The sequence below is a fragment of the Enterobacter cloacae complex sp. S3 genome, assembly GCF_014930495.1.
Lineage (GTDB): Bacteria > Pseudomonadota > Gammaproteobacteria > Enterobacterales > Enterobacteriaceae > Enterobacter > Enterobacter asburiae_B.
The window spans coordinates 116,934-141,822 of sequence record NZ_JADBRD010000028.1 but is presented as its reverse complement, the minus strand read 5'-3'; the positions used below and the strand labels follow the sequence as shown (position 1 = coordinate 141,822).

The window sequence follows — 24,889 nt, the reverse complement described above, 5'->3', positions numbered from 1 at the left end:
GATGAAAGGCAAACAGGCAATTCTGCGTTATCTCGAAACGCACCGGACCTTCACCGCGAAAGATGTGGCCACAGAGTGCGGCATGACCATCAACTGCATCACGAAGAGCGCGATCGATCTGGAGCGGGCCCGCAAGATTGTCCGGGTGAGCAAGGTCTGGCGAACGGTGACTTATCGCCTGGCGACGCCGGAAGAGCAGGACGGCACCGCGCGCAGCTGCACAAACGGAATATTTCAGGAGTGCCGGAACAGTCCGGCGATGAGAAGGGTATTGATGGTTTGGGGGAGGGTAGGGGTATGAAACAGAAATTTATCGAGTGGTTTACCAAGAACAACAACGGCTGCTCGCCAGCGATGGAAGACGACAGAAGCTTTGTGTACGAGATGACGCAGCACATGTTCGAAGCGTACCAGGCTGGCGTGGCTGAAGGTGAAGCCAGATGCGCGGCGTTGGCTGCGGAGAATGCGGGGCTGAAGGGTGCGTTTGATAAGCCTCAAGCATATCTATCCTGGCACGCTATTCCACCAACCTGGGAAGACCCGCTCCCATGCGGTGAATATCTTGATGTTCATGACGAGGCAGGACACAAAAACTCCGATGGAACTGATTGCTGGCCGGTATATGCCAAGCCAGAAATCGAAACCCCAGCCACCGACGCTTTCCTGGCTGAAGTGCGGGCCGCCGCAGTAGATGAAGTTTGCCTGAAAATTAGCAATGCAATTGTTAATTGCTATCAGGACGAACAGGTCGGCCTTGATGCAGCGGCAACTATTTGCGGTGACTTCGCCGCCCAGCTTCGCAAAGGAGTGCAGTCATGACACATCGCAAAATAGTAAACCGTATGCGCAAGGCTCAGCGTGTCAGCGCTTCAAAAATGCATGAACTTAATGAAGTCGGCATGGTCGGCGTGCAGGGAGTTAAGGATGTGGAAATTCACAACATCTGCGTGGATGCCCACAACGTTCATGTAGGTATCTGGAATCAATTGCAGCGCTACATCAATCAATTAACTCGCAAGCCCGGAGCCGCCCAATGAGCAACATCGACAAACAGAAGCTGCGTGAAGAGTTCAAGATGATGCAGGAGTGCTACAGCGACCCGGCAGACAGAGAGCGCCAAGTTATTTACATCGCGGCAGAGGCGCTGCTGGATGAGCTGGAAGCCAAAGACAAGCGTATTGCGGAGCTGGAGGTGCTGGCGTTCAATCCTGCACTTCTGGATGTGATATCAGAGCGTCAGCGGCAGAGGGCTGTTGAGGGTTGGACATCGGAGCATGACGACGCCTATCAAAACAGTGAGCTGGCAGATGCTGCAGCTTGCTATGCGATTAACGCACACAATCAAGGCTTCTCAACGCCAGCGCATTGGCCGTGGGCTCCTGATTGGTGGAAGCAATCTGGGCCGCGTCGTGACCTTGTGAAAGCTGGCGCACTTATTCTGGCTGAAATTGAACGGATCGACCGCGCTGCAGCCGGTAAAGGAGAGGCATCATGAGCACTATTACCAAAGAATGGCTGCAGAAGGCCATTAGCCAGCACGAAAGCATGCGAGATGAAATACCGTTCGGCCTGGACGAAGATGACAGCAACACGCTTGAAGCCCTGCGTATCGCGCTGTCATCGCTCGAAGCGGAGGCTGTGGCGTTTGTTATGGCTGATGATCTGAAGGATAGCAGCATTATATCAACGCCAGCATATCGCGATTTAGGAGAGGCGATGGAGCGGACTGTTGGGGATCTCTACACAGCCCCGCCAGCGCCGGTATCCGCGCCTGATTTCGACGCATTACGCCTTCTGTTCGAAGCTTCTGAGCGTAAATCAGACCATGGATTTAACCTGCACAAATACGGTATTGGATACGCTGATAAGGCAACACAAGCAAGATGGGAGGTGTGGGTAGCCTGCCGCGCCGCCATGCTTCAGGGTGCCGATGGCAACTCTCCGGTGATTCCGGATGGTTGGGTGGCTTGCAGTGAGCGGATGCCTGAGGACGAGCAGGAGGTTCTCACCAGAAACAAGATGGGCCATTGCTTTGTATCGTTCTTTGATGAGCATTCAGGGCTGTTTTTCGACAGGATTGACGTAGCTGCCGCATGCTGCATCGAACACATATTAGTCACCCACTGGATGCCACTGCCAGCAGCACCGCAGCAGGAGGTGAGGTGATGGATTTATGGACTAAAGATGAGTTTGAGGAAAGGCTGATAGCATCATTGCTTATGATTACCTCGGGTACTTATTGCGGAATCTCTGGCAGGAAAGGCTCGTCAAAAGAAAATTCAAATGGCATGGAGTCATTCAAGAAGGCAATTTCCAACAGGGTTTATATCCCTTACGATGAAGGAGAGTTCATCTTAAATGGCGTAAGCTTAGCTAAGCCAGCGAAACGGTTCTCATCTACTATTTCATATGTTCCCGGGTGCGATGCGCTTGGTTTAACATCGGTTGAGTTTGTAAACCAACTGCCAAAAAATATTATTCGCACGGGTGGTGGTGAAGCTCTAAAAACTACACTGAATATCCTTCAGGATGGTGAGGTAAGGAATGAGATTTTTTATCTAACCCTAACAAAAGATGGCGTGCTTCATAACTGCCTTACCAGAATGAAGAATGGTTACATTTTTCGCCCAACTGACAAGCGCGGTGATATTGATTGGGATTTTCATGATGACGATATGTTAGACGTAAACCATCCCGTCAATCGTCAAACCCTTATTACAGCCATGCACTTACAGTCGATGGACGAGATTTTTGAAGACTGGTGCGTAATTGCTAAAGCCGAAGGGAAAGAAATTGGTTTTGGCATTACTAAGGAGCATATTAAATCCCTATTTTACGCGATGAGTACGCCACTCACACGGACGGGAAGACACTCACCCATATTGCACTGGGTTTCCTCGCACAGGCGCAGGATGCGCAGCGGAACCGATTTGGATGTGAAAAAGCATTTGCGTGGGGCCACAGCATTTACTTGGGAAGGAATTAGATTTGAAATTATTGAGCCGGTAAAGCGCAGCCAGCAGTAACATCCAGGCCTCTCCGGAGGCCTTTTTCTCGCGTTGATTTTGTTGAATCAACCGTCCATACTATCTGTGCTGATGGCCTGAACACCCGTTGGTGACTTCTGCGCATTTAAGGGGACTTAAATGCGACCACAACTTGAACGTATCACCTTGTCACAGATGCAGAAATGCACCTGCGATTTTCTGTATTCTGCGTTACCTCTCGGAGGTGGCGTATGAAACAGCCTGTTTTCTACCTCCGCGACGAACGCGTTCGCGATAACCTCATCGACTACATCAGGAAGCTGCCTGTTAACGACGCTCTGCCGCTCGTGGTGAAGTTTTCTGAGGCTGACCGCACTCTCGCCCAAAACGACCTCTTCCACGCTCTCTGTGGCGATACAGCGAAGCAATTGCAATGGGCTGGCAAGTCGCGCGACCTCGCTTCATGGAAAGTCCTGTATGTCTCAGGCCATGCCATTGCCACCGGTAAGCCTGGTGAAGTGGTGCCGGGTCTGGAAGGGGAGTTCTGCGCCATCCGGGAAAGCACTGCGAAGATGGGCATCCGTCGCATGACCAGTCTCATCGAATACAGCCAGGCATTTGCTGTGCAAAACGGCGTGCAACTCCGTGAAGTTCGCTACTCAGGTGATTACTTCGGGAGGGTTGCGTAATGGCTAGCCCTCTCGATCGCATCATCACCAACGAAATCTACCGGGTCCGGACTCGCCGCAAGCGCAAGCCGGAACTCAAGCCATCTGAAATCCCAACCCTCAAGGGCTACACCGCCCGTCTCGTCGATCAGAAATGGCTGCGCCTGGCAGCGAGGAGAAAATCAGCATGAGCATGTATCAACGAATTAATGGCGCTGACTGGCGCAATATCTTCGTCGTCGGCGATCTGCATGGGTGCTACACGCTGCTGATGAATGAGCTCGAAAAGGTTTCGTTCGACCCTGCGCGTGATTTGCTGATCTCGGTTGGTGACCTTGTTGACCGCGGCGCGGAAAACGTCGAGTGCCTGGATCTGATTACTATGCCGTGGTTCAGGGCAGTGCGCGGTAACCATGAGCAGATGATGGTTGATGGGCTTTCAGAGCATGGAAACGTCAATCACTGGCTGGTAAACGGTGGCGGTTGGTTCTTCAATCTCGACTATGACAAAGAGGTGCTGGCTAAGGCTCTGGTTCACAAGGCAGCTGAGTTACCACTCATCATCGAGCTGGTTACCTCCGATCGGAAAATCGTAATTTGCCACGCTGACTACCCGCATAACGAATATGCGTTCGAGAAGCCGGTCCCGAAAGACATGGTCATCTGGAATCGTGAGCGGGTTAGCGACGCTCAGGGCGGCATCGTCTCGCCGATAGCCGGTGCTGATCTGTTTATCTTCGGCCACACCCCTGCGCGCCAGCCCCTGAAGTATGCCAACCAGATGTACATCGACACAGGAGCGGTGTTTTGCGGAAACCTCACGCTGGTTCAGGTGCAAGGTGGTGACCATGAGTAAAACCTACCGCAGCAAGAAGTGGCTCGCCGCAGTCGGCCAGATTGAGCAATGCGTCCTTTGCGGAGCGTGGGGCGTACAGGTAGCACACCGCAATGAAGGTAAGGGAATTGGCATGAAGACAGACGACTGCGCCACCGCCGCTATCTGTGTCACCTGCCATTCAGAGATTGATAACGGGAAGGGGCTTAGCCGTGACGAGCGCCGCCAGTTAATGGATCGCGCCATCGTCCTGACCATTATTCAGATTGCCCGTCGTGGCTTGGTGGTGCCTGCATGAAAATCTACGACATCACACCAATCGGCAAGCCTCGCATGACCCGCGCGGATAAGTGGAAGCAGCGTCCACCTGTAATGCGTTATCGCGCTTTTTGCGATGAGGTCCGCCTGCGCAAGCTGACCATGCCTGAATACGGATCACATGTGACATTCGTCCTACCAATGCCACCAAGCTGGAGTAAGAAGAAACGAGCGGAGTTCGCCGGGAAGCCCCACCAGGCCAAGCCAGACTGCGACAACATGCTGAAAGCCCTGATGGATGCGCTTTATGAGGATGATGCTCACATCTGGGATTGCCGCATCACAAAGGTCTGGGGAGAGAAGGGGCAGATCATTATTGGGGAGTGCGCGCCGTGACCAGAGACGAGATAACCCGATACCAGGTTGATAGCGTTAAGCGCGCCAACATGCCGCCAGTAGCAAAGCACAGCCAGACCAAAACCAACCAGCCACAAAAGGAAGCCGCATGAACAGTCAGCAACTGGAATACGTACGTCAGCAGCTCATTGTGGCGACCGCAGATCTGAGCGGGGCGACGAAAGGGCAGCTGGTAGCTTTCGCCGAGAACGCGCAGTTCACTGCGACGGCGCGCAGCCGGGGCCGAAAGAAAATCACCGATCCGGTCACCGGCCGCAAAGTTAACCCTGATGGACCGGCGATGAGTGGCAGCCAGTCCCGCGCTAAGGGTTCATCCATCGCGCTGGTTGGCCCGGTTGAGTTCGTAACCGCATCCTGGCGCCGCGCCGTCCTGTCGCTGGAAGACCACCAGAAGGCATGGCTGCTTTGGAACTACAGCGAGAATATCCGGTTCGAGTACCAGGTGGCGATAACCCAGTGGGCGTGGGCAGAGTTCCGGGAGCAGCTCGGCGCGAAGAGGGTGGCCGGCAAGACGATGGAGCGTCTGAAAAAGCTTATCTGGCTGGCGGCGCAGGACGTCAAAGCGGATCTGGCAGGGCGTGAGACGTACGAATATCAGGCGCTGGCAGAACTGGCTGGCGTTGCGAAATCCACTTGGACAGAAACCTATCTGCCTCACTGGATGGCTATGCGTAACAGCTTTAAGCGACTCGATAGCGGTGCGCTTATCTCAGTAACGCGATCACGTTCACAACAAAAGGCGACAAATTCACACGCAACTCTTGCAAAACCGAACTGAAACGCATATATTTCATGTAAATCTGATATCGTCGCCATAGCTTCGTAGGTCGACAAAAAATTAACAGCCTCGCCATCGTGCGGGGCTTTTTTATTTGCGGTACGCCGCACACAGAACCCACTGCCTGGGACCCTTCGGCCAGAGAGCCGGCATTGCCTTACCCTCACATTGCCAGCCTGTCGCTGGCTTTTTTTTCGCGCACCGCAGCGCATTCAACCCACGTCGAACCATACCCTTTGAAATGAGCCTTTGAGGAAGTCAGTTAGTGCTGGCGAGCCTCGACGGGCTGATTTCCTATGCGACAAAGGTTCATCTCAAAGAAGGCAAACGTAACCATGAAACCAAAAGGAAGTCTTATTTTCGGAGTCGGTAAGCTAGATGTGCATCCTGTTTTTGTGGGTGGGAAGAAAATAAGAGCATTTAGAGTTTGGCATGGGATGCTCAAGAGATGCTATGGGAAAGGTAGTTCTTACAGGCCTAGCTATGATGGGTGCGTGGTTGATGAAGAGTGGCATCTCTTTAGTGCATTTAAAAAGTTCTACGACGAGAATTATCTTCCAGGATTCGAGCTTGATAAGGACCTTCTTTTCCCGGGAAACAAAGTTTATTCCGGTAAAACCTGCATCTTTATCCCGCAAGCGCTCAATAGCTTCGTTACTTCTGGGGATGCCATGAGGGGCGATTATCCTATTGGTGTTTGCCTTAAAAAAGGTTCTACAAAGTTTCAGGCCGGTATAAAGGTTAATGGTAAGAACAAGCACCTAGGTATGTTTCATGATCCTTACCTTGCCCATCTGGCTTGGTTTAATGAAAAAATGAGTCTTGCACGAGGCTATAAGAGCCTATGCGATCAGTTGCACCCATTTCTCTACAGCGGACTCATCAAGAAGATTGAGTCACTCAAAGTGAGCCAGCAGGCCTGCCAAAATCAAAATGCACCTCTTAGAGGTAAATATTAAGGTCCCGGGAACCATCCTCGACATGCCTTCTTGTTAAATCGTCCCGAGGGCCTGACTCCTTTTAAACACACAGCCCCCGCTTTTAAGCCGGAGGTTAGAGACTATGAAAATGCATAACGATCCCCACTCCTGGACGGAGTTTATCGAACTACTCCACAGTTGGTGGCGTGGCGAAACGCCGATGGGTGCCGTATTGCTATCGGTTGCCATGGCCGCATTGCGAATCGCTTACGGCGGTGGCGGGTGGAAGAAAATGCTCCTTGAGGGGGCGATCTGTGGGGCTCTGACCCTTACTGCTGTGTCAGCCCTTGATTACTTCAACCTCCCACAGTCCCTGTCGATTGCTATCGGCGGCGCGCTCGGATTTGTTGGCGTAGAGCAGGTTAAGGTTATGGCTTCCCGGGTATTTAATTCTCGCTTTGGGGGTGGTGATGCAAACCAGTGATAAAGGCATTTCCCTGATCAAACAGTTCGAAGGTTGCAAGCTCACCGCCTACCAGGACAGCGTCGGCGTCTGGACGATCGGCTATGGATGGACTCAGCCTGTCGACGGGAAACCAATCCGCGCCGGGATGACGATTAAGCAGGAAACAGCAGAACGTCTGCTGAAGACCGGACTGGTCAGCTACGAAAGCGACGTGTCCCGCCTGGTTAAGGTGGGGCTGACTCAAGGGCAGTTCGATGCTCTGGTGTCGTTCACGTATAACCTCGGAGCCCGGTCATTATCAACATCGACTCTTCTGCGCAAACTTAACGCTGGTGATTACACTGGCGCTGCCGAAGAGTTCCTGCGCTGGAATAAAGCCGGTGGCAAAGTCCTGACTGGGCTAACCCGTCGGCGTGAGGCGGAGCGTGCTCTGTTCATGTCGTGATTACCCTTGCTGATATTAAAGCCTCATGGCGTCTGATACTACTGGTGGCCGTCATTGCGGTAGTATCCGGGCTGTGTATCCTACTGGCAAACAGCCGATCTGACGTCGCTACGCTGAAAAGTGCAAACGACGTTCTGCGCAGTGACAACACCCTGCAGGGGACGGTTATTGCTGCTCAGGCTTTCAGCTTCAACCGGTTTAACCAAATGGCCGAAAGCGCCAGCCGACTAAATTCACTGATTGATGCCAGCTCCGATAAAACTGTTATCGAATATCGGGAGATCCTCCGCCGTGAAAAAACCTGTGATCTGCCTGTTCCTGCTGATGTCGCTGGTGGGCTGCTCAGCTACGCGGACAGTTTACGTGCCAGCGCAATGCACGCCGATTCCGGGAACGCTGACGCAGCCGGTGATAGCGCCACTACCCCCGGCACGCTGACGTATTGCCAGGCCGTTCTCTGGATCAAGCCACTACTGGCAGCCATTGAAAAAGCGAATAACCAGCTGGCTGGAATACGTGAAATAGAGAAAACCAGAGCCTCGCAATAGCGGGGCTTTTTTATGCCCGAATTTCACCGCGCACCGCAGCGCATTCAACCCACGTCGAACCATACCCTTTGAAATGAGCCTTTGAGGAAGTCAGTTAGTGCTGGCGAGCCTCGACGGGCTGATTTCCTATGCGGCAAAGGTTCATCTCAAAGAAAGGTATACGCTATGAATAATCCGTCAGTTATTCCGGCCTTCGACTTCCGCGAAATGGTTTTGCCATCCAACGGAAAGGTCATCACAACGTCCATGAAGATCGCCCGCTATTTCGGCAAGGCGCATAAAAACGTTCTTCGCACTATCAAGCGGCTGGAGTCTGATTGCTCCCCTGACTTTAACCGGCTCAATTTTGAGCCCGTTGAATACCTCGATAAAAAAGGCGAGATGCGCCTGATGTACAACATCACGAAAGATGGCTGGATGATGCTTGTAATGGGTTTCACTGGAAAGACGGCGACCGCGATTAAAGAGCAATACATCGCCGCCTTTAACTGGATGGCCGAACAACTTAGCCGCCGCATGGCGATGGGTGAAGAAATGCAGCACCGCTACGCCATTAAAGAAACGCGCTCAAAGCTGAAAGGCACGATCGGCAGCCGGTTGATGAATGAGCGGAAGAAAGAGAAGCGCGTTCTGGAGCTCGAGCATGAGCACATCATGCAGGTAACGCAGCCGGAATTACTTATTGGCTGATCGCGGCATTACAGGAGCCCTTCACTGAGGGGCTTCGATAATGCAGTACAAATTTTGTTAAAGTTGATTCCATTGATATCTTGTTATCTCCATACGAAAAGAGGAGATATACATGGAATGGATCAATGTTGAAGATCAAAAACCAAAAGGCTTTGAAATGGTCATTTTAGACACTGATAAAGGTGTTGCAGTTGGGTGTTTTGATCCTTTCGGAGAACCTAAAGAAGCGCTTTTTGGGTTTGTAGGCACCGTTAGCCACTCTCACTTTGAAGTTAAGCGCTGGATGCCTCTTCCAAAAGCATGAAACAAACCGCCTTCGGGCGGTTTTTTGTTGCCATCACAATGAGTATCCCTATCGTAATGGCAATATTCCCATAAGCGGATAAAGAGGTTCTCAATGTCCGACATCTACCAAATCACTTTAACCACCCAAACAGGCGAAACCTTCACTGGCAAGATGTCGCGACGTCAGCCTGAGTTGGTTAATGGATTTGTGCCGCTGGCGACAGAGACGGGCGAGTGGCTGTATTTCGCGCCTGTTGATGTGAAGCGCGTGCAGTTCTCGCCAGTACCGGAAGAGGAAGAAACCAATGGCGACGTGCAGACTGTCAGTTGAAATCAAGAGCAGGTGGTGGGTTCCTGTCTATCTCAGGACGCTGACACTGTTCTGCATGATGATGCGTTGCGAACCGGATTACAGAAAGGTTGCTGATTTCATCGTAAAGCGCGGCATCAGCCAGAAGGTGAAGGCGGACCCGGTAAAATACAAAACGGAGTAACCCATGGTTAACGATGACGAGCGCAGGCCATACCCGCCAGTAAACTTCATCGACTCCGACAACTGGCAGCCATACACCAGGTTAATACCCGCCCACGAAGTGCATGATTGGATAAGCCGGCAAATCCTCAGCGATATCGGAAGCATCCATAACCCTGACCACGAACACCTGATTGATGCTGACTTGTGCGTCATGTGGGCGTCCGATTCGTTCGCGAAGAAAGGGCGTTTAGTGCTCGGTCAGGCCGAGCAGGTAATGCTGCGCGCCGGTGGCTGGCAGAAAGCCAGAATGGAACAGCAGATGCATGAATGGTTCGGACGCATCCCGAAGTTCATCATCACGCTGGCAGCTGACTACTGCTCACAATGCAGTGACCTAGAGTTCTGCGCGCTGGTAGAGCATGAGCTTTACCACATCGCCCAGGCCACCGATGATTTCGGCGCGCCTAAGTTCAACAAAGAGACCGGGCAGCCGGTGCTAACACTGCGCGGCCACGACGTCGAAGAATTCACTGGTGTCGTACGTCGATACGGTGCCAGCAAAGAAGTGCAGGAGCTCGTTGATGCGGCCAATGCGCCAGCAGAAGTGGCTCACATCGATATAGCCAGGTCATGCGGGACGTGCATGCTGAAGTTGGCTTAACTTTTGGATTGTTCTGGACGAATGGTGATTTATGGCTGCGTTAAAACCGGAAGTGAAAGCCTTCATCATTCAACAGCTTGCATGCTTTGACACTCCATCGATTGTGGTCGACTCCGTCCAGAAAGAATTCGGCATAAAGATCACCCCGCAGCAAGTTGAGACGCACGATCCGACGAAGGTTAGCGGTCGCGGCCTGGCGAAAAAATGGGTTGCGCTATTCAATGCGACAAGGACCCGTTTTCAAACCGAAATAGCCGAAATCCCTATCGCGAACAAAGCATATCGCCTGCGCGTTCTTGATCGCATGGCTACGAGAGCAGAAGGGATGAAAAACATGGCGCTCACTGCCGCACTTATGGAGCAGGCAGCGAAGGAAGTAGGTGACGTCTACACCAATAAGCAGAAGGTGGAGCAAAATGTCATCGCCACACATAACGTAATGCCGGTTCCGTCATGCGACAACGTGGATGACTGGGAAAAAGCGGCGCAGAAACAGCAGGGCGAGGTATTAGGTGGATGAATTACAAAGCAGTATGGAAGCCACTGCCTGGCTCGCAATCACTGTCACTGAGTTGCCCGTGTAACGAAATCCTTTACGAGGGGACGCGCGGACCTGGAAAAACAGCCGCGCAACTGGCTCGCTTCCGTCGCCTCGTTGGCCTTGGGTATGGTTCGTTCTGGCGTGGCGTCATTTTCGATACAGAATATAAAAACCTAACCGATATCATCACGCAGTCAAAGCGTATGTATCGCCTGTTTAACGACGGGGCTCGCTATCTTGCATCCGCTAGTGAATTGCGCTGGGTTTGGCCGACCGGAGAGGAGCTGCTTTTCCGCTTCGGGAAAGAAGAGAGCGACTACTGGGACTATCACGGACAGGAGTTCCCGTTTATCGGCTTTAACGAACTTACAAAACAGCAATCTGCCGAGTTCTACGAAATGATGTTCTCCTGTCGTCGCTCGTCGTTCCGGCCAGAAAACTACCCTCTGCCTGACGGTAGCATGCTGAAGCCAATCCCACTGGAGACATTTAGCACGACCAACCCGTTTGGCATTGGTCATACCTGGGTGAAGAAACGCTTCATTGAGCCAGCACCGCGCGGCACCATCATTCGAGAAACGCAGAAGGTTTTCAACCCGCAGACTGAGCGCGAAGAGGATGTGACTCTTACCCGCGTGGCCATTCACGGATCGTTTAAAGAGAACCCTTACCTCGACCCGCAGTACATCGCTACCCTGATGGCCATCAAAGACCCGAACCGACGCAAAGCGTGGGTAGAGGGATCATGGGATGTGACCAGTGGCGGACGCTTTGACCACCTGTGGAATGAAGCGCTGCACGTCATTAAGCCGTTCCGCATACCTGATAGTTGGACCGTCGACCGCTCTCACGACTGGGGCGAGTCGAAGCCGTTCTCTAACCTCTGGTGGGCACAGGCCGATGGCACCGCCGCCGAGTTGCCTGATGGTCGACAATTCTGCCCGCCTGCAGGTTCGATAATCCTGATCGGAGAATGGTACGGCTGCCCGCCTGACGAGCTGAACAAAGGCCTGAATATGTCATCCACCAACGTCGCTAAAGGCGTGGCGTGGATTGACAAGCGACTGGTGGGCGAAGACGTCGACGAGCCGGAAGAGATTCAAATCGACGGTGTCACGCAGGGCCAGCTTCACATTATGCCGGGCATCTGTAGCGAAGTGATCCCAGGACCAGCTGACGGGGCGATATTCAACACCGGCGATAACGAGTTATCGATAGCTCAGAAGATGGAAGCGCAGGGCGTTACCTGGTTGCCAGCTGATAAGAAGCCTGGCTCCCGTATCAATGGCGCATCTCTTTTTGCGGATATGCTCGAAGCGGTGGTTGAAGGCGTGAAGCAGGAATCAGGCATGCCTGAGAAGCCAGCATTCTACGTTTTTGACTATTGCCGTGGCTGGATAAGCCGCATTCCGGTGCTGGTTCGTGACGATAAAAACCCCGATGACGTCGACACCCAGCAGGAAGACCACGACTGGGATGGAACACGTTATCGCGTACTGCATTCACCACAAAAAATCACCGGCATGTTGGTGCGATCGCGCTGACGGAGGACATCGTGACCGAAAGCGAAATGAAACAACAGCGCGCCAGTAACTCCAGTGTTGAGAGGGAGCGGAATAAAAACCTATCAATGCTGTTTAACGGCACCAGTAATACCAAACGCCAGAGACTCTATCAGGAGTTCGGTTACCCGCTGCAACTCACGTTTGATGACTTCTACCGGGCGTACCGGCGTAATGCGGTGGCTGGTGCCGCTGTGACGCGCATGCTAGACGGGTGCTGGGAAGACTACCCTGATGTCTACGAAGGCGACCAGACAAAGGACGCATCGAAGCAAACAGAGTGGGACAAGCGCGTCAACAAGCTCCTGAAGCGCTGCTGGGAGCAGATTAAAGGCGCTGACCGCCGAAATCTGGTTGGCCGTTACTCGGCGATTCTTCTTCAGATTAAGGACAGCAAGAAGTGGTCTGAACCTGTTGACACCACCATCGTAGGCAGGCTTCAGGAAAAGGCACTCGTTAAGCTAATTCCTGCATGGGAAGCGCAAATCGACCCGGTTAACTGGGATGATAACCCTGACAGTGAAACATTCGGCGAAGTGACGATGTACTCGTTCACAGAGCTGCCAGTTGACGGAAACCATGACGCCCGCCCGGGCCGAATCATCAACGTCCACCCAGATCGCGTAATCATCCTGGCCGAGGGATCTGATGATGGCGTGATGACGTCGGGCAAGTCGCTGCTTGAGGCTGGCTTCAACAAGCTGCTGGACATCGAGAAGGTTAGCGGTGGCGCGTCTGAGGGCTTCCTGAAAAACGCCAGTCGCCAGCTCAACTACTCGTTCAGTGAGAAGACGAACTTCTCCGCACTTGCCAAAGCCCTTGGTGTTGCTGAGGGGCAGCTTGCTGAAGCGCTTGATCAGCAGGTCCGTCGCCTTAACGACAGCACTGACAGCGCCAGCTTTATGCAGGCTGGTACCGCTGAGGTGTTGAGTGTTGCAGCTGCTGACCCAGAGCCGACCTGGCGTACCGCGCTGAGCGAGTTCTGCGCGACCGTTCCTATCCCTGTGAAAGAGCTCGTTGGGATGCAGACGGGTGAGCGCGCCAGCACCGAGGATGCCAAAGGCTGGGGGCGCACCAGGATGAGCCGCCGGAAAGGCTTTCTTACCGACGTGATCAACGATGTGGTTTCGCGATTCTGGACGCTTGGCATTATTCCACCGGCTCAGAATGAAGAAATCACCGTAGGCTGGTCTGATCTGCTGGCACCAAGCCAGGCAGAGAAGATTGCCAACATGGACAAACTCGCAGACGTGGCCGTTAAGTCGACAAACGCGTTTGGCCGTTCGGCTATCGAAGAGAACGAGATCCGCGCAGCTGGTGAACTGCAACCACTACCTGAGCTTGATGATGAGGTTCCGCCTGATGGCAACAAACCAAAACCTGATCCTCTGGCCGACCCTCAGTCAGAAGCCGAAAAGTCCGGTGATACCACGGTCGAAAGTTGATCCCACGATGTCGAGAAAGTCCGTAAGCAGGATGGGACGCGACATTGAGGATCGGTATTACGCGATAAAGGTGGCGCTGAAAGCCCTGTTTGACCAGCGCCTGACCGGGAGAGAGCGAGAAGGAAACAGCCATAACTGGCATTTCCTGTGCCACGATAACGGCGCGGATATGCGGCTCTACCAGGTTAACGCTGGCAAGTTCATCTACGACATGTCGGCGCAGGAACTGGCTGATTTGCTGGAAGCGGTGCAGTCGATTCTGGATGATTACCTGCTTGAAGGTGGCGAGCAAAACCTCTGGGCGATGGATTACGTCGTCGCCGAAGCGCAGCGCGGCACGCTGGAGGCATTCAATAATCTCTCGCAGCAGTCGCAGGTGTACGCCAGCCAGACAACGCTTCAGCAGCTTTTAAGCAGTCCCGGTTATCAAAACCAGATAGCAGCCGCCAGGCTGACAACGTTCAGCGACTGGAAGGTCATCAGCGATACAGCCCGTGGCGACCTGACCAACATCATCACCGATGCGGTAGCGCGCGGGGTAAACCCTCGCGAGACGGCCAGCGTCATCAGCAAGCGCCTTGATGTGTCGATGTCGAAGGCGAAGAACATCGCTCAGACCGAGCAGGTCGGCGCGCTGCGCGAAGCCCAATGGAATGAGACGGACTGGGCTTCCGAGAGGCTCGGGCTGAATACTGGTCTTCTCCATCTTTCTGCGCTGAAGCCTACCACCAGGACAACGCACGCATTCTGGCATGGAAAGGTCAGAACCGTGCAAGAGGTGCGCGACTGGTATGCAGTAGATGGTAACAAATACCACTGCTACTGCAGCCAGATTCCGGTGCTGCTCAACGACGACGGCAGCATTTTCAACGAAGGGCTGGCTGATAAGCTGGCGAAAGAACGCAAACAGTGGCCTAAAGCGGCCTAAACCAGAGGACGCAACGTGAAGCTATCCAGCATCCACGTTAAATCCCTCGCCATCAACGCCTCCAACATCTCAACGACCACCATCAACGGCCAGGAACACTACGTCATTCGTGGTGCGGTCCCGATCGTCGATGACATCGTGATGAATGGTGGGCTGTACCCGGCGGAGGAGATTAACAACAGCTACCAGACGATGGAGCGCAAGTTAATGCCGATCGGCCACCCGATGGTGAACGGCAAATACGTCAGCGCCAACGACCCGCAGGCGGTCAACGATTACTACGCCGGGGCATGGGCTCAGAACGTCAGCAAGGCCAACGACAAAGTCGTGATGGACGTTTACGTCAATAAGGCCGTGGCAGACACCAAACCTGACGGTAAGCGCCTCATTCAGCGCCTGGACGAAATGATTTCCGGCAATAACGCCGACCCGATTCATGTCTCTACCGGTCTGCTGCTGAACAAAGAGCAAAAGGCCGGGGAGTCGAAGCAGAAGAAATACTCCTGGGTCGCTCACAACATGCAGTTCGACCACATCGCGATCCTGCTTGATGAGCCTGGCGCCGGAACTCCGGATGAAGGCGTCGGCATGTTCGTCAACGCTGACGGACAAGAGGCTGATGTTGAAGCGACGAGCCTCATCGATGCTGCAAACAGCATGAAAGACGGCCTGCTGAACAAGGTGAAGTTCTTCTTCGCCCACAACTCCGACGCCTCATTCGACGAAATCTACCAGATGCTGCGCGAGGCTATCCGCGCGCAATCCGGCAGTGATGTCTATCGCTACGTAGTGACAGTCTGGCCGGACAAATTCATCTACGAAGAGGGCAACAAACTCTTCCAGCAAAAATATCTCATCGATGACAGCGAAGTGACGCTGGTCGGCGAGCCTGTAGAAGTCGTGCGCAAACCAACTGAGTACGAAGTCAAAACCAACGGAGAAACAAACCCGATGAAAGAGAAGATGATCGCCGCGCTCAATGCCGCAGGCGTTAAAACCGAGGGGCTGACCGACGATCAGGTCTGGGATGCCTACAACCAGCAGATGCAGAAGAAAGATGGCGGCGGCCCGGGCCAGGCTCAGATTAACTCTGATGTGATCACTGCGGCTGTTAATGCGGCGCTTACCCCGCTGAATGAAAAGCTTGGCAAGCTGGAAACCCAACTGCAGGCGAATGCTGAGAGCGACCTGAAAACCAAACGTGACGCGGTTAAAGCGAAATTCTCGTTCATGACCGAAGCAGCGATCAACTCGCTTTCCGGCGAAGCGCTGAACGACATGTACTCACAGTGCCAGACCAGCACTCCGCTGAACCCATCATTCCAGTTGGTCAACTCTGAAAACGACCAGTGGAAAGACTACGACCTCAACGCTGGCATCGATCAGGAGAAAAAATAATGGCTAACGTCATCTATCGTGGCCCGGTCGAGCGTGAGCCGGAAACCATCAACCTGCCAGTTGCTGCGGCGCTTAATCCAGGCGTGGCAGTGAAGATTGCATCAGGCAAGTTGGCAGCAGCCGCTGATACTACCGGCCGCTGGCTCATCCTCGGCAACCGTCGTTTCATCGGACAGGCAATCACCACCGCATACGCAGCCAATGAAACCGGCGTGGCGTACCGCGTTGAAGGTGAGCAGGAATACAACGTTCGCCTGGCTGCAGCGGCCTATACGGTAGGTCAGGAGCTGACCATCGGTACCGGCGGCGTATTCAAAGCGGCTGCAACCGGCAACCAGGTAGTCGCAACGTTCGACGAAAAAGCAGGGCGCACTCTGGCGGCGGAAGGTTTCGCCGACGTGGTGATCCTCTCCACTCCGTACGCCAAGGCATAAGGAAAACAAGAATGTTAAAGTTTACTCCACAGCAGCAGAAGCTGATTCTCAATGCCCGCCGTCGCTGGGACATGATGCAGCGCAATATGGCTGCACAGCATGGCTTTGCAGTCAACGAAGCTGGCGGTCAGTTCATTGCGTTTGATGATCTCGTCGGTAACGCCTCTGTGCTGCCGAAAGATGTCTGGGGCGAATGGGACCGCTCTGCGATTACCGTTCAGCGCGACGTGCTGTCAGTGTTTAACGACCTGGCCGCCAGCGTTTCCCGCCCGATGGCACTCGGTAAGATCGTTCACTACTTCATGACTCTGTCAGATTCCGGTGATGTAAACATCAGCCTGGATGGCCGCGGCAAGGCGAAGGGCGATCAGCCTGTCATGGATTACGAAGGTACGCCACTGCCTATCATCGACAGTGAGCTGACTTTTGGCTGGCGGCAGATGCTGGCAGCGCAGACTGAAGGCTACTCTCTGGACAGCGACGCCATCTCCAACCATCAGCGCAAAGTGGCTGAGAAGCTGGAAGACATGGTGCTGAACGGCGATCCAAACATCAACGTCGGGGGCGCGACCATTTACGGCCTGCGCACTGCGCCAAACCGCGCAACCGGCACGCATGGTCTTGACCTGAACGGCGCTACCGGCGCTCAGTGGGTCGGCGCAATTTCCGCGCTGATTGGTCTGCTGCAGTCCAAGAATTTCTACGGCCCGGTAACCATCTATGTGAACTACAAAGACTGGTTCTACGCGTCTGTGAACGACTACGCGGCAAACTATCCGAAGACCATCCTGTCCCGCATCATGGAAATCCCTGGTGTTGCGGCGCTGGTTCCGGGTTCGAAGGTACCGCAAAACGAACTGCTGGGCGTGGTTAAGCGCCCTGACGTCGTGCAGATCCTCAACGGCATGCCGATGACCATGCGCCCGAAAGCTCGCCAGAATCCGGAAGACGATTATGTCTTCTCAGTACTGGCTGCTGCGGCGCCGCAGTTCAAACACGACGCGAATGGCCAGGCCGGTTACGCCCAGCTGACCAAAGCATAACTCATGGGGCTCAGGCCCCATCTTTTTTACGGAGGCCGTATGGCTGGTAAAGAACAAAAATGGCTGCTCACCCACGACAGCCACGAGCTGAAAAAGGGTGAAGTCTACAAAGGCGAGACTCTTCCACTGTGGCTGGCAGGAAAAGCTATCCAGGTCAGCGACCAGGTCCTGGAAGTGGCGACACCCGCCGACGTTCAAAAGCTGCAGGCTGACCTCGACGAGGCCAATAGCAAAGTGGAGTCGCTGACCGCTGACAACGCTAAGCTGCAGGCTGACCTCGACGAGGCTCAGAAGCAAATCGACGAGCTGAAGAAAAAGGCGAAATAACCATGGCTGACCCAATCACAGCGGCAGAAGTGCAGGCATACCTCGGTGAATTGGGTTATTCCATCCCGGGCGCCTTGCTGGAGCCGGTCCTCTGTGCGGTGAACAAGATTATCCCGTGCCTCGATGGTTCTGGGTATGACGACTGCACCGCGAAGCTGATCCTGATGTATGCCGCCGCGCTTATGGCTACGTCGTCAGGCGCGCGCCGCATCAAATCGCAGGGGGCGCCGTCTGGCGCCTCCCGTTCATTTGAATATGGCGATGACAGCATTACCTGGCTGCGCGACTCGCTGGCCCGGCTTGATACCAGCGGCTGCACCGGCGAGCTACCGATCAGCGCCGGTAACAGCGTCGGCCTGTTCATGGTGGTCGGAGGCTGCTGATGACGTACAAATCAGTTAAGCACGGCCTGCCGCGCTCATTCACCCGCGTCTGGGTGATGACCGACACCGGGCGGGAGACTACCGGCTATGTGAAATCGGACGGAGAGTGGTTCATCAACTGCCCGCGCATCCGGGCGACCGGCGCGAAGGTGCTGCGCTGGAAGGAGGGCTGATGTCATCGGTAGCGAACTGGTCTTACACCGCGACGGCGACCATCTGGCGAAAGCTGGAAGGAAATGACGAATACGGCGATCCGCTGGGCTATTCCGAACCTGAGCAAATCCTCTGCGATTACGAGGGCGGGCTCAGCAAGAAGTTAGCCAGCCTGGGCGCTGAAATCGTCGTGAAGAACACTGTCTGGACGGAGTTCGCGTTGGCGGCCGCTGGTGATTACATCATGATTGGCGTATCGAATGAAGCAAACCCGGTTGCGGCAGGTGCTGACGAGGTGCGTCAGGTTATCCGTTACGCCGATACGTTCGAGCGACTGACGGATGATTACGCCATTATAACGGCCTCAAGCAGAGTGTAATTATGGGCATAAAAATTCGTGGCGCGGCACGTGTTGAGCGCAATATTGACAGAATTCTGAATGATATTCAGGGTAGGAAAATCATTCGAGCGCTCCAGTCTGCGATGATTCTTGGGGCGGCTAGAGCGGCACTTTACACGCCGATCGATACCTCAGCACTTTTGAATAGCCAGTTTCGCGAAATCGTAACTGACGGAGCTGTAATCACAGGCAGGGTTGGTTACTCGACCAACTATGCCGTTTATGTTCATGACCCGGCCAACCCACAGATTTTCCGTCGTTCAACTGCTAAAAAAGAATTCCTCACTGCTGGTTTTGAGGAAGAGCGCGGAGCTATTGATGATGTTGTTCGTAAGGAGCTCTCGCTATGACGCCCATGATGTACGAGCGGGTCCGAAACCTGTTCGTTAATGCAGGACTAACGGCTGGCTTCACCGTTCAGCAACTGATGTACGACGACCCGAAAGACCTGTCGAAGGCGATTATGGTCTTCAGGCCAAACGGTGGGGCTAATATCCGTAATCAGCTTGGATCGGAGTATCACGTTCTGGTTGATGTCATCGGCGCGAAAGATAAGCGTAAGGCCGCACTGGATGCTGTTCAGCATATCGTTGATTACGTCCAGGACAATCCCATCAGTGATAGCTGTGTCGGCCATATCGAGAATATGGGGGGCATCCCGCCGCCAGTATTAACCGAAGAGGGAAGGATCGTGTTTCGACTTCAATTCGCTTGCCTCTACGGGGAGTAAGCAAAATCAACAGGCTGCCATTCGGCGGCCTTTTTTATTTACAGAGAGGAGTTCCCCCATGGCAGCAAATTGCCCTACGGACAATACAAAGCTGTTTGGTCGCGCTATCGTGCTGGAAGTTGCAGATGGTTGTGCCGATGAGTTACCGGATGAACAGGACTGGAAGGCGCTGGCCGCCGGAACCAGCAAAGGCTTCGATTTCTCGCCGAACAGCGTTACTTCGGACGCCGACGATACCAAAGGGTATGTCGAAAATATCGTGACGAATGCCGACTTCACCATTTCATTTGAGGGTGAGGTGCGACGTAACGATAAACTCGACCAATACGGTGTCGGGCGCCTGATCAAATATTTCAATACTGAAATCCAGGCTGCCCGCCAGCCGACACTGTGGGTACGTATGGAGTTCGGGCCGATCACCTTCATCGGCTACATGCTGATTAATGCGCTCAGCTCAGATGGCGGAAGTAATGATATCGTCACATTTTCCACTGAATTCAAAGTGGCTGCTGCTGACACTATACAGATTATTGACACCGATGATGAAGTGCCCGCTACTGGCGTCAGCGTCACGCCTACCAGTGCATCTGTTGCGGCCGGCGGCTCGACAACCTTTACCGTCAATGTGGCACCAAGTGATGCAACCGATAAAACCTACACGGTTACTTCGTCTGTGCCGGCGCGTGCCACAGCGACAATCAGCGGAAACACCGTGACGGTCAACGCTCCGTCTGGCGCGACGGCGGGCACTGCGAACATCACCGTCACCACCACTGACGGCTCATTCACCGCGGTCTTTGCTGTCACTGTAACCGTTTAGTCACCATTACCGGGGCTTCCAGTTGAAGCCCATATAATGCTGGCTAAGGATAGATAACATGACACCCATGAAAGAGATTGGTGAACTGCTGATCACTTGCGGCGATCGGGATTTCTTCTTCAGACCTTCGTTCGCCAATATGACCAGAATTGGCGACCCGGGTGAGATAGTTGCTGCTTTTTATGCTCTCCATCACGATGAAGTCTCAGCCCTTCTGGAAAGGGCAATGACGTCATACGGACATATACCTGAGTGGATCGTTCAGCACATCAAAGATTCAACCTACGGTCGGGCGGCGATGCTGGCTGCCGGAACAGTCCTGGAGGCTTGCTGTGATGATGATATTTCTGTGCTGATCGGTGAGTTGCGACCAGCGCGTATTGGTGGGCGTCCATTCAAGATGCGTCGCGGCGAAATGGACGAGTTCGATATGGTGGTTATTGCTCAGTCTCTGATTACTCACGGCATCATCGGAAAGGCAAAGGTTCGCAAGTTGCAGCGCCATGAGAGTGGCGAAACCACAACCGAATTTAATGCCTTCGAGTACATCAGCGCGGCACGTAATCACTTCGGCATGAGCCGGGCGGAAGCAGAGCAATTATCCATGACGGAATTTCAGCTCTTAATCGCCGCCAAATATCCGGACCAGAAAGGCTTCACAAAAGACGAGTACGACGCAGTCGCAGATGACTATCTGGCGAAGAAAGAAAAACGATTAGCCCGGGCGAAACGGGCCACCTAAATAAAATCACACCCAAAAAACCTCGCACCGGCGGGGTTTTTTATTGCCCGGAGATTAGATTATGGATGGTACTGTCAGCGCTGGAACGATTGTTTATGAAGTTGACATGGACACCGCCGGGATCCTTCAGGGACGCCGGGATATTGATGCCGCGTTGAATGGGCTCAACGGTAGCATGGGTCGTCTTGAGGCGGGATTAAACCGCACTGAGCGATCCCTGTCCTCGATTGAAGGCACTATGTCCAGCTTAACTGGCGTCGCGAAAGCGCTCATAGCAGCTCTTTCTGTCCAGCAGGTTGGCGCATATGCCCAGGCATGGCAGGACCTGAGTAATAAACTGGCAAACGCCGTCAGGGATTCCGTACCTCCTTTTGAGACCTTGGCTGATGTCACCGAGCGTGTTTTTGATATCTCTCAAAAGACTCGTTCAGGTCTCGATGCCACGGCCACTCTCTATGCACGTCTCGAGCGATCAACACGGAGTTATGGTGTCAGTGTTGAGGACATTACCAGGCTGACAACCATTATTAACCAGGGCTTCGTGGTCTCAGGGTCAACAGCCGAGGAGGCAAGCAACGCAATCATTCAGCTTGCTCAGGGGCTGGCGTCCGGAGCTTTAAGAGGTGATGAATTTAACTCTGTGAACGAGCAGGGTAACCGGCTCATGATTGCTCTTGCTGACTCTATGAATGTCAGCATTGGGGCGCTCAGAAACATGGCTGCAGAGGGCAAGTTAACCACTGATGTGATCGTGAATGGGTTGCTTTCTCAGGGCGATAAAATTGGACAGGAGTTCGCTAAAACTACTGCAACGATCAGCCAGTCTCTTGAAATTGCCAACAACAACATCACGAAGTTCTTTGGCGAGAATGCCACTGTAAAAACTGGCGTCAAAATATTCAGTGATTCAGTTATTACACTCAGTGAAAACCTGGACGTTCTCAGCGCTACTCTGACCATTGTTGCAGGTGTTATGGGCGCGCGATATGTCGGCGCTCTGACCATGGCCACCTCTGCGAAAATTGCAGATATCGCAGCATCTCGTCAGCAGGTCGTAGCAGACAATCAGACGGCACAGGCTGCTTTGGTTGCTGCTAATTCTGTTCAGCGTAAGGCTCTTGCTGATAAAGAGGCTGCTCTATCTTCTCTCGCGCTGGCCCAGGCTGAGTATAACGTGGCAAAAGGTAGCGCTGCAGAGATGCTGGCAATGGATGCTCTTGTGGCCGCGAAAACTCGGGCTACTACCGCATCTCTTGCCCTTGCTGAGGCTGAAACTGCCCAGGCTGCGGCTTCTGCCCGCGCAGCGACTGCTGCTCGTGCGGCGTCAATTGGTATCGGAATGGCCCGTGGTGCACTTGCTCTTATAGGTGGTCCAGCGGGGGCGGCTATGCTTGCTGCCGGAGCCATCTTCTATTTCTGGCAGAAAGCCCAGCAGGCAAAAGAGGAGGCAATCGCATTTGCCGATGGGCTGGATAAGCTCAATGCCGCCATGAATGCAATGTCCAATACTCAGCTGCGTGGGGCTATTGCAGATGCCAATAATTCTATTCGAGCTCAGAAAGAGGCTGTTGCGGATCTGCAAAGTGAAGTTGACTCGCTGAGAGACAGATACCAGAACTTTACCCCGGCTGCCCAGAAGGTTGCTGAATCTATGGGGCAAGGTACAGACTTCGCCCGCCAACAGGCGGAAGTGTCTGATGAACTGGCTCGTAAGACGCGAGACCTTGAGGCCGCTAAAGATAAATTATCCCGAACAGAAGAAACCGCCTCAGAGGCGACTCGCACGCTCACGAACAACATGCTCACGGCGATGGGAGTTCATGATCAACTCATCGAAAAATCTTGGTCTCTTGAGCAGGTTCAGGGTGCCGTAGCGAAAGCCTTTGGAGAGACAGCTGATGAAATAAACCGAGCTAATCAGGCTGGAAAAAGCTTCGACCCCAAAGCGCTGCAGATATCTCCCGCGACCAAGGAGGGCGATAAAGTTATCGCTACTCTGGAAGAGCAGAATGAATTACTTAAAATTCAGGATGAGAGAGCGCGGGCGATAGCCAAAGCCAGGATGCAGGCTGCCAAAGTCACTGACAATCAGAATCAAATCTCTGCAGCTGGCAGGCTGGCTGCTGAAAATTATGATTTAGAGAAGTCAGAAGAAGCCAGGAAAAAAGCTCAACAAGAGAGTGAGCAGCAGGGGAAAAAATCAGCGTCTTCTGCTGAATCTGTTGCCCAGAAGCTGGCGAACCTGAAGCAGCAAGCAGAACTGGCGGCCGGGTCAACTCAAGAACTCAGTAGAGAGCAGGCCATGCTTAATGCCGAGCAATCTCTTGGGAAAGGCGCGACTCAGGCCCAGATCGCAGAGGCCCGCCAGTATGCTGCAGCAAAATGGGATACGGCCAACGCACTGAAAGCGCAGGCCGCAGCCGAGAAGCTTCTACCAGAAGCGCGCGAAAACGCCAGCTATAAGCAGGATGTTGAGGATCTAAATACCGCTCTGTCTGCGAAGAAAATCAGTCAGGAGCAGTTCAATCAGACATCTGAGAGACTGGAAGCAACCCACCAGGCCAACCTTGCGAAAATCCAGGCTCAACAGGCAGTGACGCCACAGCAGGAAGCGGTCGGCGGAGTTGACCCTGTTCAGCAGCTGGCTAACGAAAACGCAAAGAAACTCGCGCTTATTCAGTCATACGAGCAGCAGGGGCTGATTACTCACCAGAACGCCATGGCATTGCGTGCTGCAACTGACACGCAGTATGAGCAGGCTCGCATCGCTGCCCAGTGGGAGATTTTCCGCAACCAGAGTATGGGAAATGAGTTGCTGGCCGCGAGCTTTGACTCTCTCGCAGGCAATGCATCCAATGCCTTAACCGGCATCATCACCGGGAGCATGTCGGCGCAGGAGGCAATGCAATCTCTCGCCAGCAACGCCCTGAATAGCCTGATTAACGGCTTCGTTCAGATGGGCGTCGACTGGGTTAAATCTGCCGTGATGGGTGCTGCTGCACAAACCTCAGCCATTGCCACAACTACTGCGGCGCAAACTGCTGGTTTAGCGACAACCACTGCGGCAAGCACTGCGGCGGCTACTACCACGATGGCTGTCTGGACCCCAGCGGCGGCCGTTGCCTCAATCGGTTCATTCGGTGGTGCTGCGGCTATCGGTATTGCTGCCCTTATTGCGGCTATGGCGATGGCTGGTGGTATTGCTGGCAAGCGTAAGAACGGCGGCCCGGTATCGGCTGGACGTACGTATCAGGTGGGTGAGGGCGGTATGCCTGAAATCTACCAGGCGTCGAATGGTAGCCAGTACATGATCCCTGGCGACAACGGAAAAGTCATCAGCAACAAGCAGATGAATTCCGGTGCCGGCGGTAGTTCTGTGCCTGTCACTATCAACATTCAGAACTATACCGGTGCAACTGTCGATGCGCAGGCGACCCAGAACGGCAATGGAGTGACGATCGATATGATTGTTGCCGATATCAGCCAGGGTGGGCGCATCGGACAGGCTATCCAGCAAAATCACCAGGCACCACGCAAAGCAAGGGGATAA

At 53.7% G+C, this 24,889-nt stretch carries 37 protein-coding genes; all 37 read left to right on the top strand.

The window, feature by feature from the left end; all coding sequences use genetic code 11:
- Nucleotide 1: 1 nt before the first annotated feature.
- The 37 genes from IM317_RS16620 to IM317_RS16440 all read left to right on the top strand — a co-directional run bounded on the left by IM317_RS16620 (nucleotide 2) and on the right by IM317_RS16440 (nucleotide 24,889).
- Nucleotides 2–301 carry a protein ren gene (locus tag IM317_RS16620; RefSeq protein ID WP_193362515.1) on the top strand — a complete coding sequence of 100 codons (300 nt, stop codon included), beginning with the start codon at nucleotides 2–4 and terminating at the stop codon, nucleotides 299–301.
- On the top strand, nucleotides 298–819 hold the full coding sequence (locus IM317_RS16615) for a hypothetical protein (RefSeq protein ID WP_193362501.1): 522 nt from the start codon (nucleotides 298–300) through the stop codon (nucleotides 817–819). Before IM317_RS16620 ends, IM317_RS16615 begins: the two co-directional genes overlap by 4 nt.
- Nucleotides 816–1,037 carry a hypothetical protein gene (locus IM317_RS16610; protein ID WP_172421324.1) on the top strand — a complete coding sequence of 74 codons (222 nt, stop codon included), beginning with the start codon at nucleotides 816–818 and terminating at the stop codon, nucleotides 1,035–1,037. The genes IM317_RS16615 and IM317_RS16610 overlap by 4 nt, the downstream gene beginning before the upstream one ends.
- On the top strand, nucleotides 1,034–1,495 hold the full coding sequence (locus tag IM317_RS23985; RefSeq protein WP_227010932.1) for an ead/Ea22-like family protein: 462 nt from the start codon (nucleotides 1,034–1,036) through the stop codon (nucleotides 1,493–1,495). The genes IM317_RS16610 and IM317_RS23985 overlap by 4 nt, the downstream gene beginning before the upstream one ends.
- Nucleotides 1,492–2,166 (top strand): DUF551 domain-containing protein, encoded by a 675-nt coding sequence (locus IM317_RS16600; RefSeq protein WP_227010931.1) that lies wholly within the window; start codon nucleotides 1,492–1,494, stop codon nucleotides 2,164–2,166. The genes IM317_RS23985 and IM317_RS16600 overlap by 4 nt, the downstream gene beginning before the upstream one ends.
- Nucleotides 2,166–3,026, top strand: a complete 861-nt coding sequence (locus IM317_RS16595) for a hypothetical protein (RefSeq protein ID WP_172421327.1) — start codon at nucleotides 2,166–2,168, stop codon at nucleotides 3,024–3,026. The genes IM317_RS16600 and IM317_RS16595 overlap by 1 nt, the downstream gene beginning before the upstream one ends.
- Nucleotides 3,027–3,238: 212 nt before the next feature.
- A complete protein-coding gene (locus IM317_RS16590) occupies nucleotides 3,239–3,676 on the top strand; it encodes a recombination protein NinB (protein ID WP_032180568.1) in 438 nt (145 codons plus the stop codon).
- The gene (locus IM317_RS16585; protein ID WP_193362500.1) at nucleotides 3,676–3,846 is read left to right on the top strand and encodes a NinE family protein; all 171 of its coding nucleotides are present in this window, start codon (nucleotides 3,676–3,678) and stop codon (nucleotides 3,844–3,846) included. Before IM317_RS16590 ends, IM317_RS16585 begins: the two co-directional genes overlap by 1 nt.
- Complete coding sequence (locus tag IM317_RS16580) at nucleotides 3,843–4,511, top strand: serine/threonine protein phosphatase (RefSeq protein ID WP_054829860.1); 669 nt, start codon at nucleotides 3,843–3,845, stop codon at nucleotides 4,509–4,511. Before IM317_RS16585 ends, IM317_RS16580 begins: the two co-directional genes overlap by 4 nt.
- Nucleotides 4,504–4,788: a hypothetical protein gene (locus IM317_RS16575; RefSeq protein ID WP_000048136.1), complete on the top strand. Its 285-nt coding sequence runs from the start codon at nucleotides 4,504–4,506 to the stop codon at nucleotides 4,786–4,788. The genes IM317_RS16580 and IM317_RS16575 overlap by 8 nt, the downstream gene beginning before the upstream one ends.
- Nucleotides 4,785–5,144 carry a RusA family crossover junction endodeoxyribonuclease gene (locus tag IM317_RS16570; protein WP_032665721.1) on the top strand — a complete coding sequence of 120 codons (360 nt, stop codon included), beginning with the start codon at nucleotides 4,785–4,787 and terminating at the stop codon, nucleotides 5,142–5,144. The genes IM317_RS16575 and IM317_RS16570 overlap by 4 nt, the downstream gene beginning before the upstream one ends.
- The gene (locus IM317_RS16565; protein WP_154816981.1) at nucleotides 5,141–5,257 is read left to right on the top strand and encodes a hypothetical protein; all 117 of its coding nucleotides are present in this window, start codon (nucleotides 5,141–5,143) and stop codon (nucleotides 5,255–5,257) included. Before IM317_RS16570 ends, IM317_RS16565 begins: the two co-directional genes overlap by 4 nt.
- The gene (locus IM317_RS16560) at nucleotides 5,254–5,943 is read left to right on the top strand and encodes a bacteriophage antitermination protein Q (protein WP_172421332.1); all 690 of its coding nucleotides are present in this window, start codon (nucleotides 5,254–5,256) and stop codon (nucleotides 5,941–5,943) included. Before IM317_RS16565 ends, IM317_RS16560 begins: the two co-directional genes overlap by 4 nt.
- A gap of 335 nt (nucleotides 5,944–6,278) precedes the next feature.
- Entirely contained in the window at nucleotides 6,279–6,902 is a 624-nt protein-coding gene (locus IM317_RS16555) for a hypothetical protein (RefSeq protein WP_052697505.1), read from the top strand.
- 103 nt (nucleotides 6,903–7,005) lie between these two features.
- The gene (locus IM317_RS16550; protein WP_023311421.1) at nucleotides 7,006–7,347 is read left to right on the top strand and encodes a phage holin, lambda family; all 342 of its coding nucleotides are present in this window, start codon (nucleotides 7,006–7,008) and stop codon (nucleotides 7,345–7,347) included.
- On the top strand, nucleotides 7,331–7,774 hold the full coding sequence (locus IM317_RS16545) for a lysozyme (RefSeq protein ID WP_193362499.1): 444 nt from the start codon (nucleotides 7,331–7,333) through the stop codon (nucleotides 7,772–7,774). The genes IM317_RS16550 and IM317_RS16545 overlap by 17 nt, the downstream gene beginning before the upstream one ends.
- On the top strand, nucleotides 7,771–8,322 hold the full coding sequence (locus tag IM317_RS16540) for a hypothetical protein (protein WP_075202197.1): 552 nt from the start codon (nucleotides 7,771–7,773) through the stop codon (nucleotides 8,320–8,322). Before IM317_RS16545 ends, IM317_RS16540 begins: the two co-directional genes overlap by 4 nt.
- 165 nt (nucleotides 8,323–8,487) lie before the next feature.
- A complete protein-coding gene (locus tag IM317_RS16535; RefSeq protein ID WP_090138278.1) occupies nucleotides 8,488–9,012 on the top strand; it encodes a Rha family transcriptional regulator in 525 nt (174 codons plus the stop codon).
- 112 nt (nucleotides 9,013–9,124) lie between these two features.
- On the top strand, nucleotides 9,125–9,316 hold the full coding sequence (locus tag IM317_RS16530; protein WP_126327757.1) for a hypothetical protein: 192 nt from the start codon (nucleotides 9,125–9,127) through the stop codon (nucleotides 9,314–9,316).
- Between the two features lie 93 nt (nucleotides 9,317–9,409).
- Complete coding sequence (locus IM317_RS16525) at nucleotides 9,410–9,628, top strand: hypothetical protein (RefSeq protein WP_126327758.1); 219 nt, start codon at nucleotides 9,410–9,412, stop codon at nucleotides 9,626–9,628.
- 166 nt (nucleotides 9,629–9,794) lie between these two features.
- The gene (locus tag IM317_RS16520; RefSeq protein WP_126327760.1) at nucleotides 9,795–10,433 is read left to right on the top strand and encodes a putative metallopeptidase; all 639 of its coding nucleotides are present in this window, start codon (nucleotides 9,795–9,797) and stop codon (nucleotides 10,431–10,433) included.
- A 31-nt stretch (nucleotides 10,434–10,464) separates the two neighbouring features.
- Nucleotides 10,465–10,953 carry a DUF2280 domain-containing protein gene (locus IM317_RS16515; protein WP_126327761.1) on the top strand — a complete coding sequence of 163 codons (489 nt, stop codon included), beginning with the start codon at nucleotides 10,465–10,467 and terminating at the stop codon, nucleotides 10,951–10,953.
- The gene (locus tag IM317_RS16510; protein WP_126802476.1) at nucleotides 10,950–12,518 is read left to right on the top strand and encodes a terminase; all 1,569 of its coding nucleotides are present in this window, start codon (nucleotides 10,950–10,952) and stop codon (nucleotides 12,516–12,518) included. The genes IM317_RS16515 and IM317_RS16510 overlap by 4 nt, the downstream gene beginning before the upstream one ends.
- Nucleotides 12,519–12,739: 221 nt before the next feature.
- Nucleotides 12,740–13,981 (top strand): anti-CBASS protein Acb1 family protein, encoded by a 1,242-nt coding sequence (locus tag IM317_RS16505; protein WP_227010937.1) that lies wholly within the window; start codon nucleotides 12,740–12,742, stop codon nucleotides 13,979–13,981.
- On the top strand, nucleotides 13,917–14,909 hold the full coding sequence (locus IM317_RS16500; protein ID WP_370650853.1) for a phage minor head protein: 993 nt from the start codon (nucleotides 13,917–13,919) through the stop codon (nucleotides 14,907–14,909). Before IM317_RS16505 ends, IM317_RS16500 begins: the two co-directional genes overlap by 65 nt.
- 15 nt (nucleotides 14,910–14,924) lie before the next feature.
- Nucleotides 14,925–16,307, top strand: a complete 1,383-nt coding sequence (locus IM317_RS16495; protein ID WP_193362498.1) for a DUF2213 domain-containing protein — start codon at nucleotides 14,925–14,927, stop codon at nucleotides 16,305–16,307.
- The gene (locus IM317_RS16490) at nucleotides 16,307–16,741 is read left to right on the top strand and encodes a hypothetical protein (RefSeq protein WP_047633508.1); all 435 of its coding nucleotides are present in this window, start codon (nucleotides 16,307–16,309) and stop codon (nucleotides 16,739–16,741) included. The genes IM317_RS16495 and IM317_RS16490 overlap by 1 nt, the downstream gene beginning before the upstream one ends.
- 11 nt (nucleotides 16,742–16,752) lie before the next feature.
- Complete coding sequence (locus IM317_RS16485; protein WP_193362497.1) at nucleotides 16,753–17,784, top strand: major capsid protein; 1,032 nt, start codon at nucleotides 16,753–16,755, stop codon at nucleotides 17,782–17,784.
- A gap of 39 nt (nucleotides 17,785–17,823) precedes the next feature.
- On the top strand, nucleotides 17,824–18,111 hold the full coding sequence (locus IM317_RS16480; protein WP_193362496.1) for a hypothetical protein: 288 nt from the start codon (nucleotides 17,824–17,826) through the stop codon (nucleotides 18,109–18,111).
- Between the two features lie 2 nt (nucleotides 18,112–18,113).
- On the top strand, nucleotides 18,114–18,494 hold the full coding sequence (locus IM317_RS16475) for a hypothetical protein (protein ID WP_193362495.1): 381 nt from the start codon (nucleotides 18,114–18,116) through the stop codon (nucleotides 18,492–18,494).
- Nucleotides 18,494–18,667 (top strand): hypothetical protein, encoded by a 174-nt coding sequence (locus IM317_RS16470; protein ID WP_006820518.1) that lies wholly within the window; start codon nucleotides 18,494–18,496, stop codon nucleotides 18,665–18,667. The genes IM317_RS16475 and IM317_RS16470 overlap by 1 nt, the downstream gene beginning before the upstream one ends.
- Nucleotides 18,667–19,026, top strand: coding sequence for a hypothetical protein (locus IM317_RS16465; protein ID WP_193362494.1), 360 nt, complete (start codon nucleotides 18,667–18,669; stop codon nucleotides 19,024–19,026). Before IM317_RS16470 ends, IM317_RS16465 begins: the two co-directional genes overlap by 1 nt.
- Nucleotides 19,027–19,028: 2 nt before the next feature.
- Complete coding sequence (locus IM317_RS16460) at nucleotides 19,029–19,397, top strand: hypothetical protein (RefSeq protein ID WP_032671069.1); 369 nt, start codon at nucleotides 19,029–19,031, stop codon at nucleotides 19,395–19,397.
- Entirely contained in the window at nucleotides 19,394–19,777 is a 384-nt protein-coding gene (locus IM317_RS16455; protein ID WP_193362493.1) for a hypothetical protein, read from the top strand. Before IM317_RS16460 ends, IM317_RS16455 begins: the two co-directional genes overlap by 4 nt.
- Before the next feature lie 58 nt (nucleotides 19,778–19,835).
- Nucleotides 19,836–20,597 (top strand): Ig-like domain-containing protein, encoded by a 762-nt coding sequence (locus tag IM317_RS16450; RefSeq protein WP_193362492.1) that lies wholly within the window; start codon nucleotides 19,836–19,838, stop codon nucleotides 20,595–20,597.
- 58 nt (nucleotides 20,598–20,655) lie between these two features.
- Nucleotides 20,656–21,339, top strand: coding sequence for a DUF6246 family protein (locus IM317_RS16445; RefSeq protein WP_193362491.1), 684 nt, complete (start codon nucleotides 20,656–20,658; stop codon nucleotides 21,337–21,339).
- Nucleotides 21,340–21,400: 61 nt separating this feature from the next.
- Nucleotides 21,401–24,889 (top strand): tape measure protein, encoded by a 3,489-nt coding sequence (locus IM317_RS16440; RefSeq protein ID WP_193362490.1) that lies wholly within the window; start codon nucleotides 21,401–21,403, stop codon nucleotides 24,887–24,889.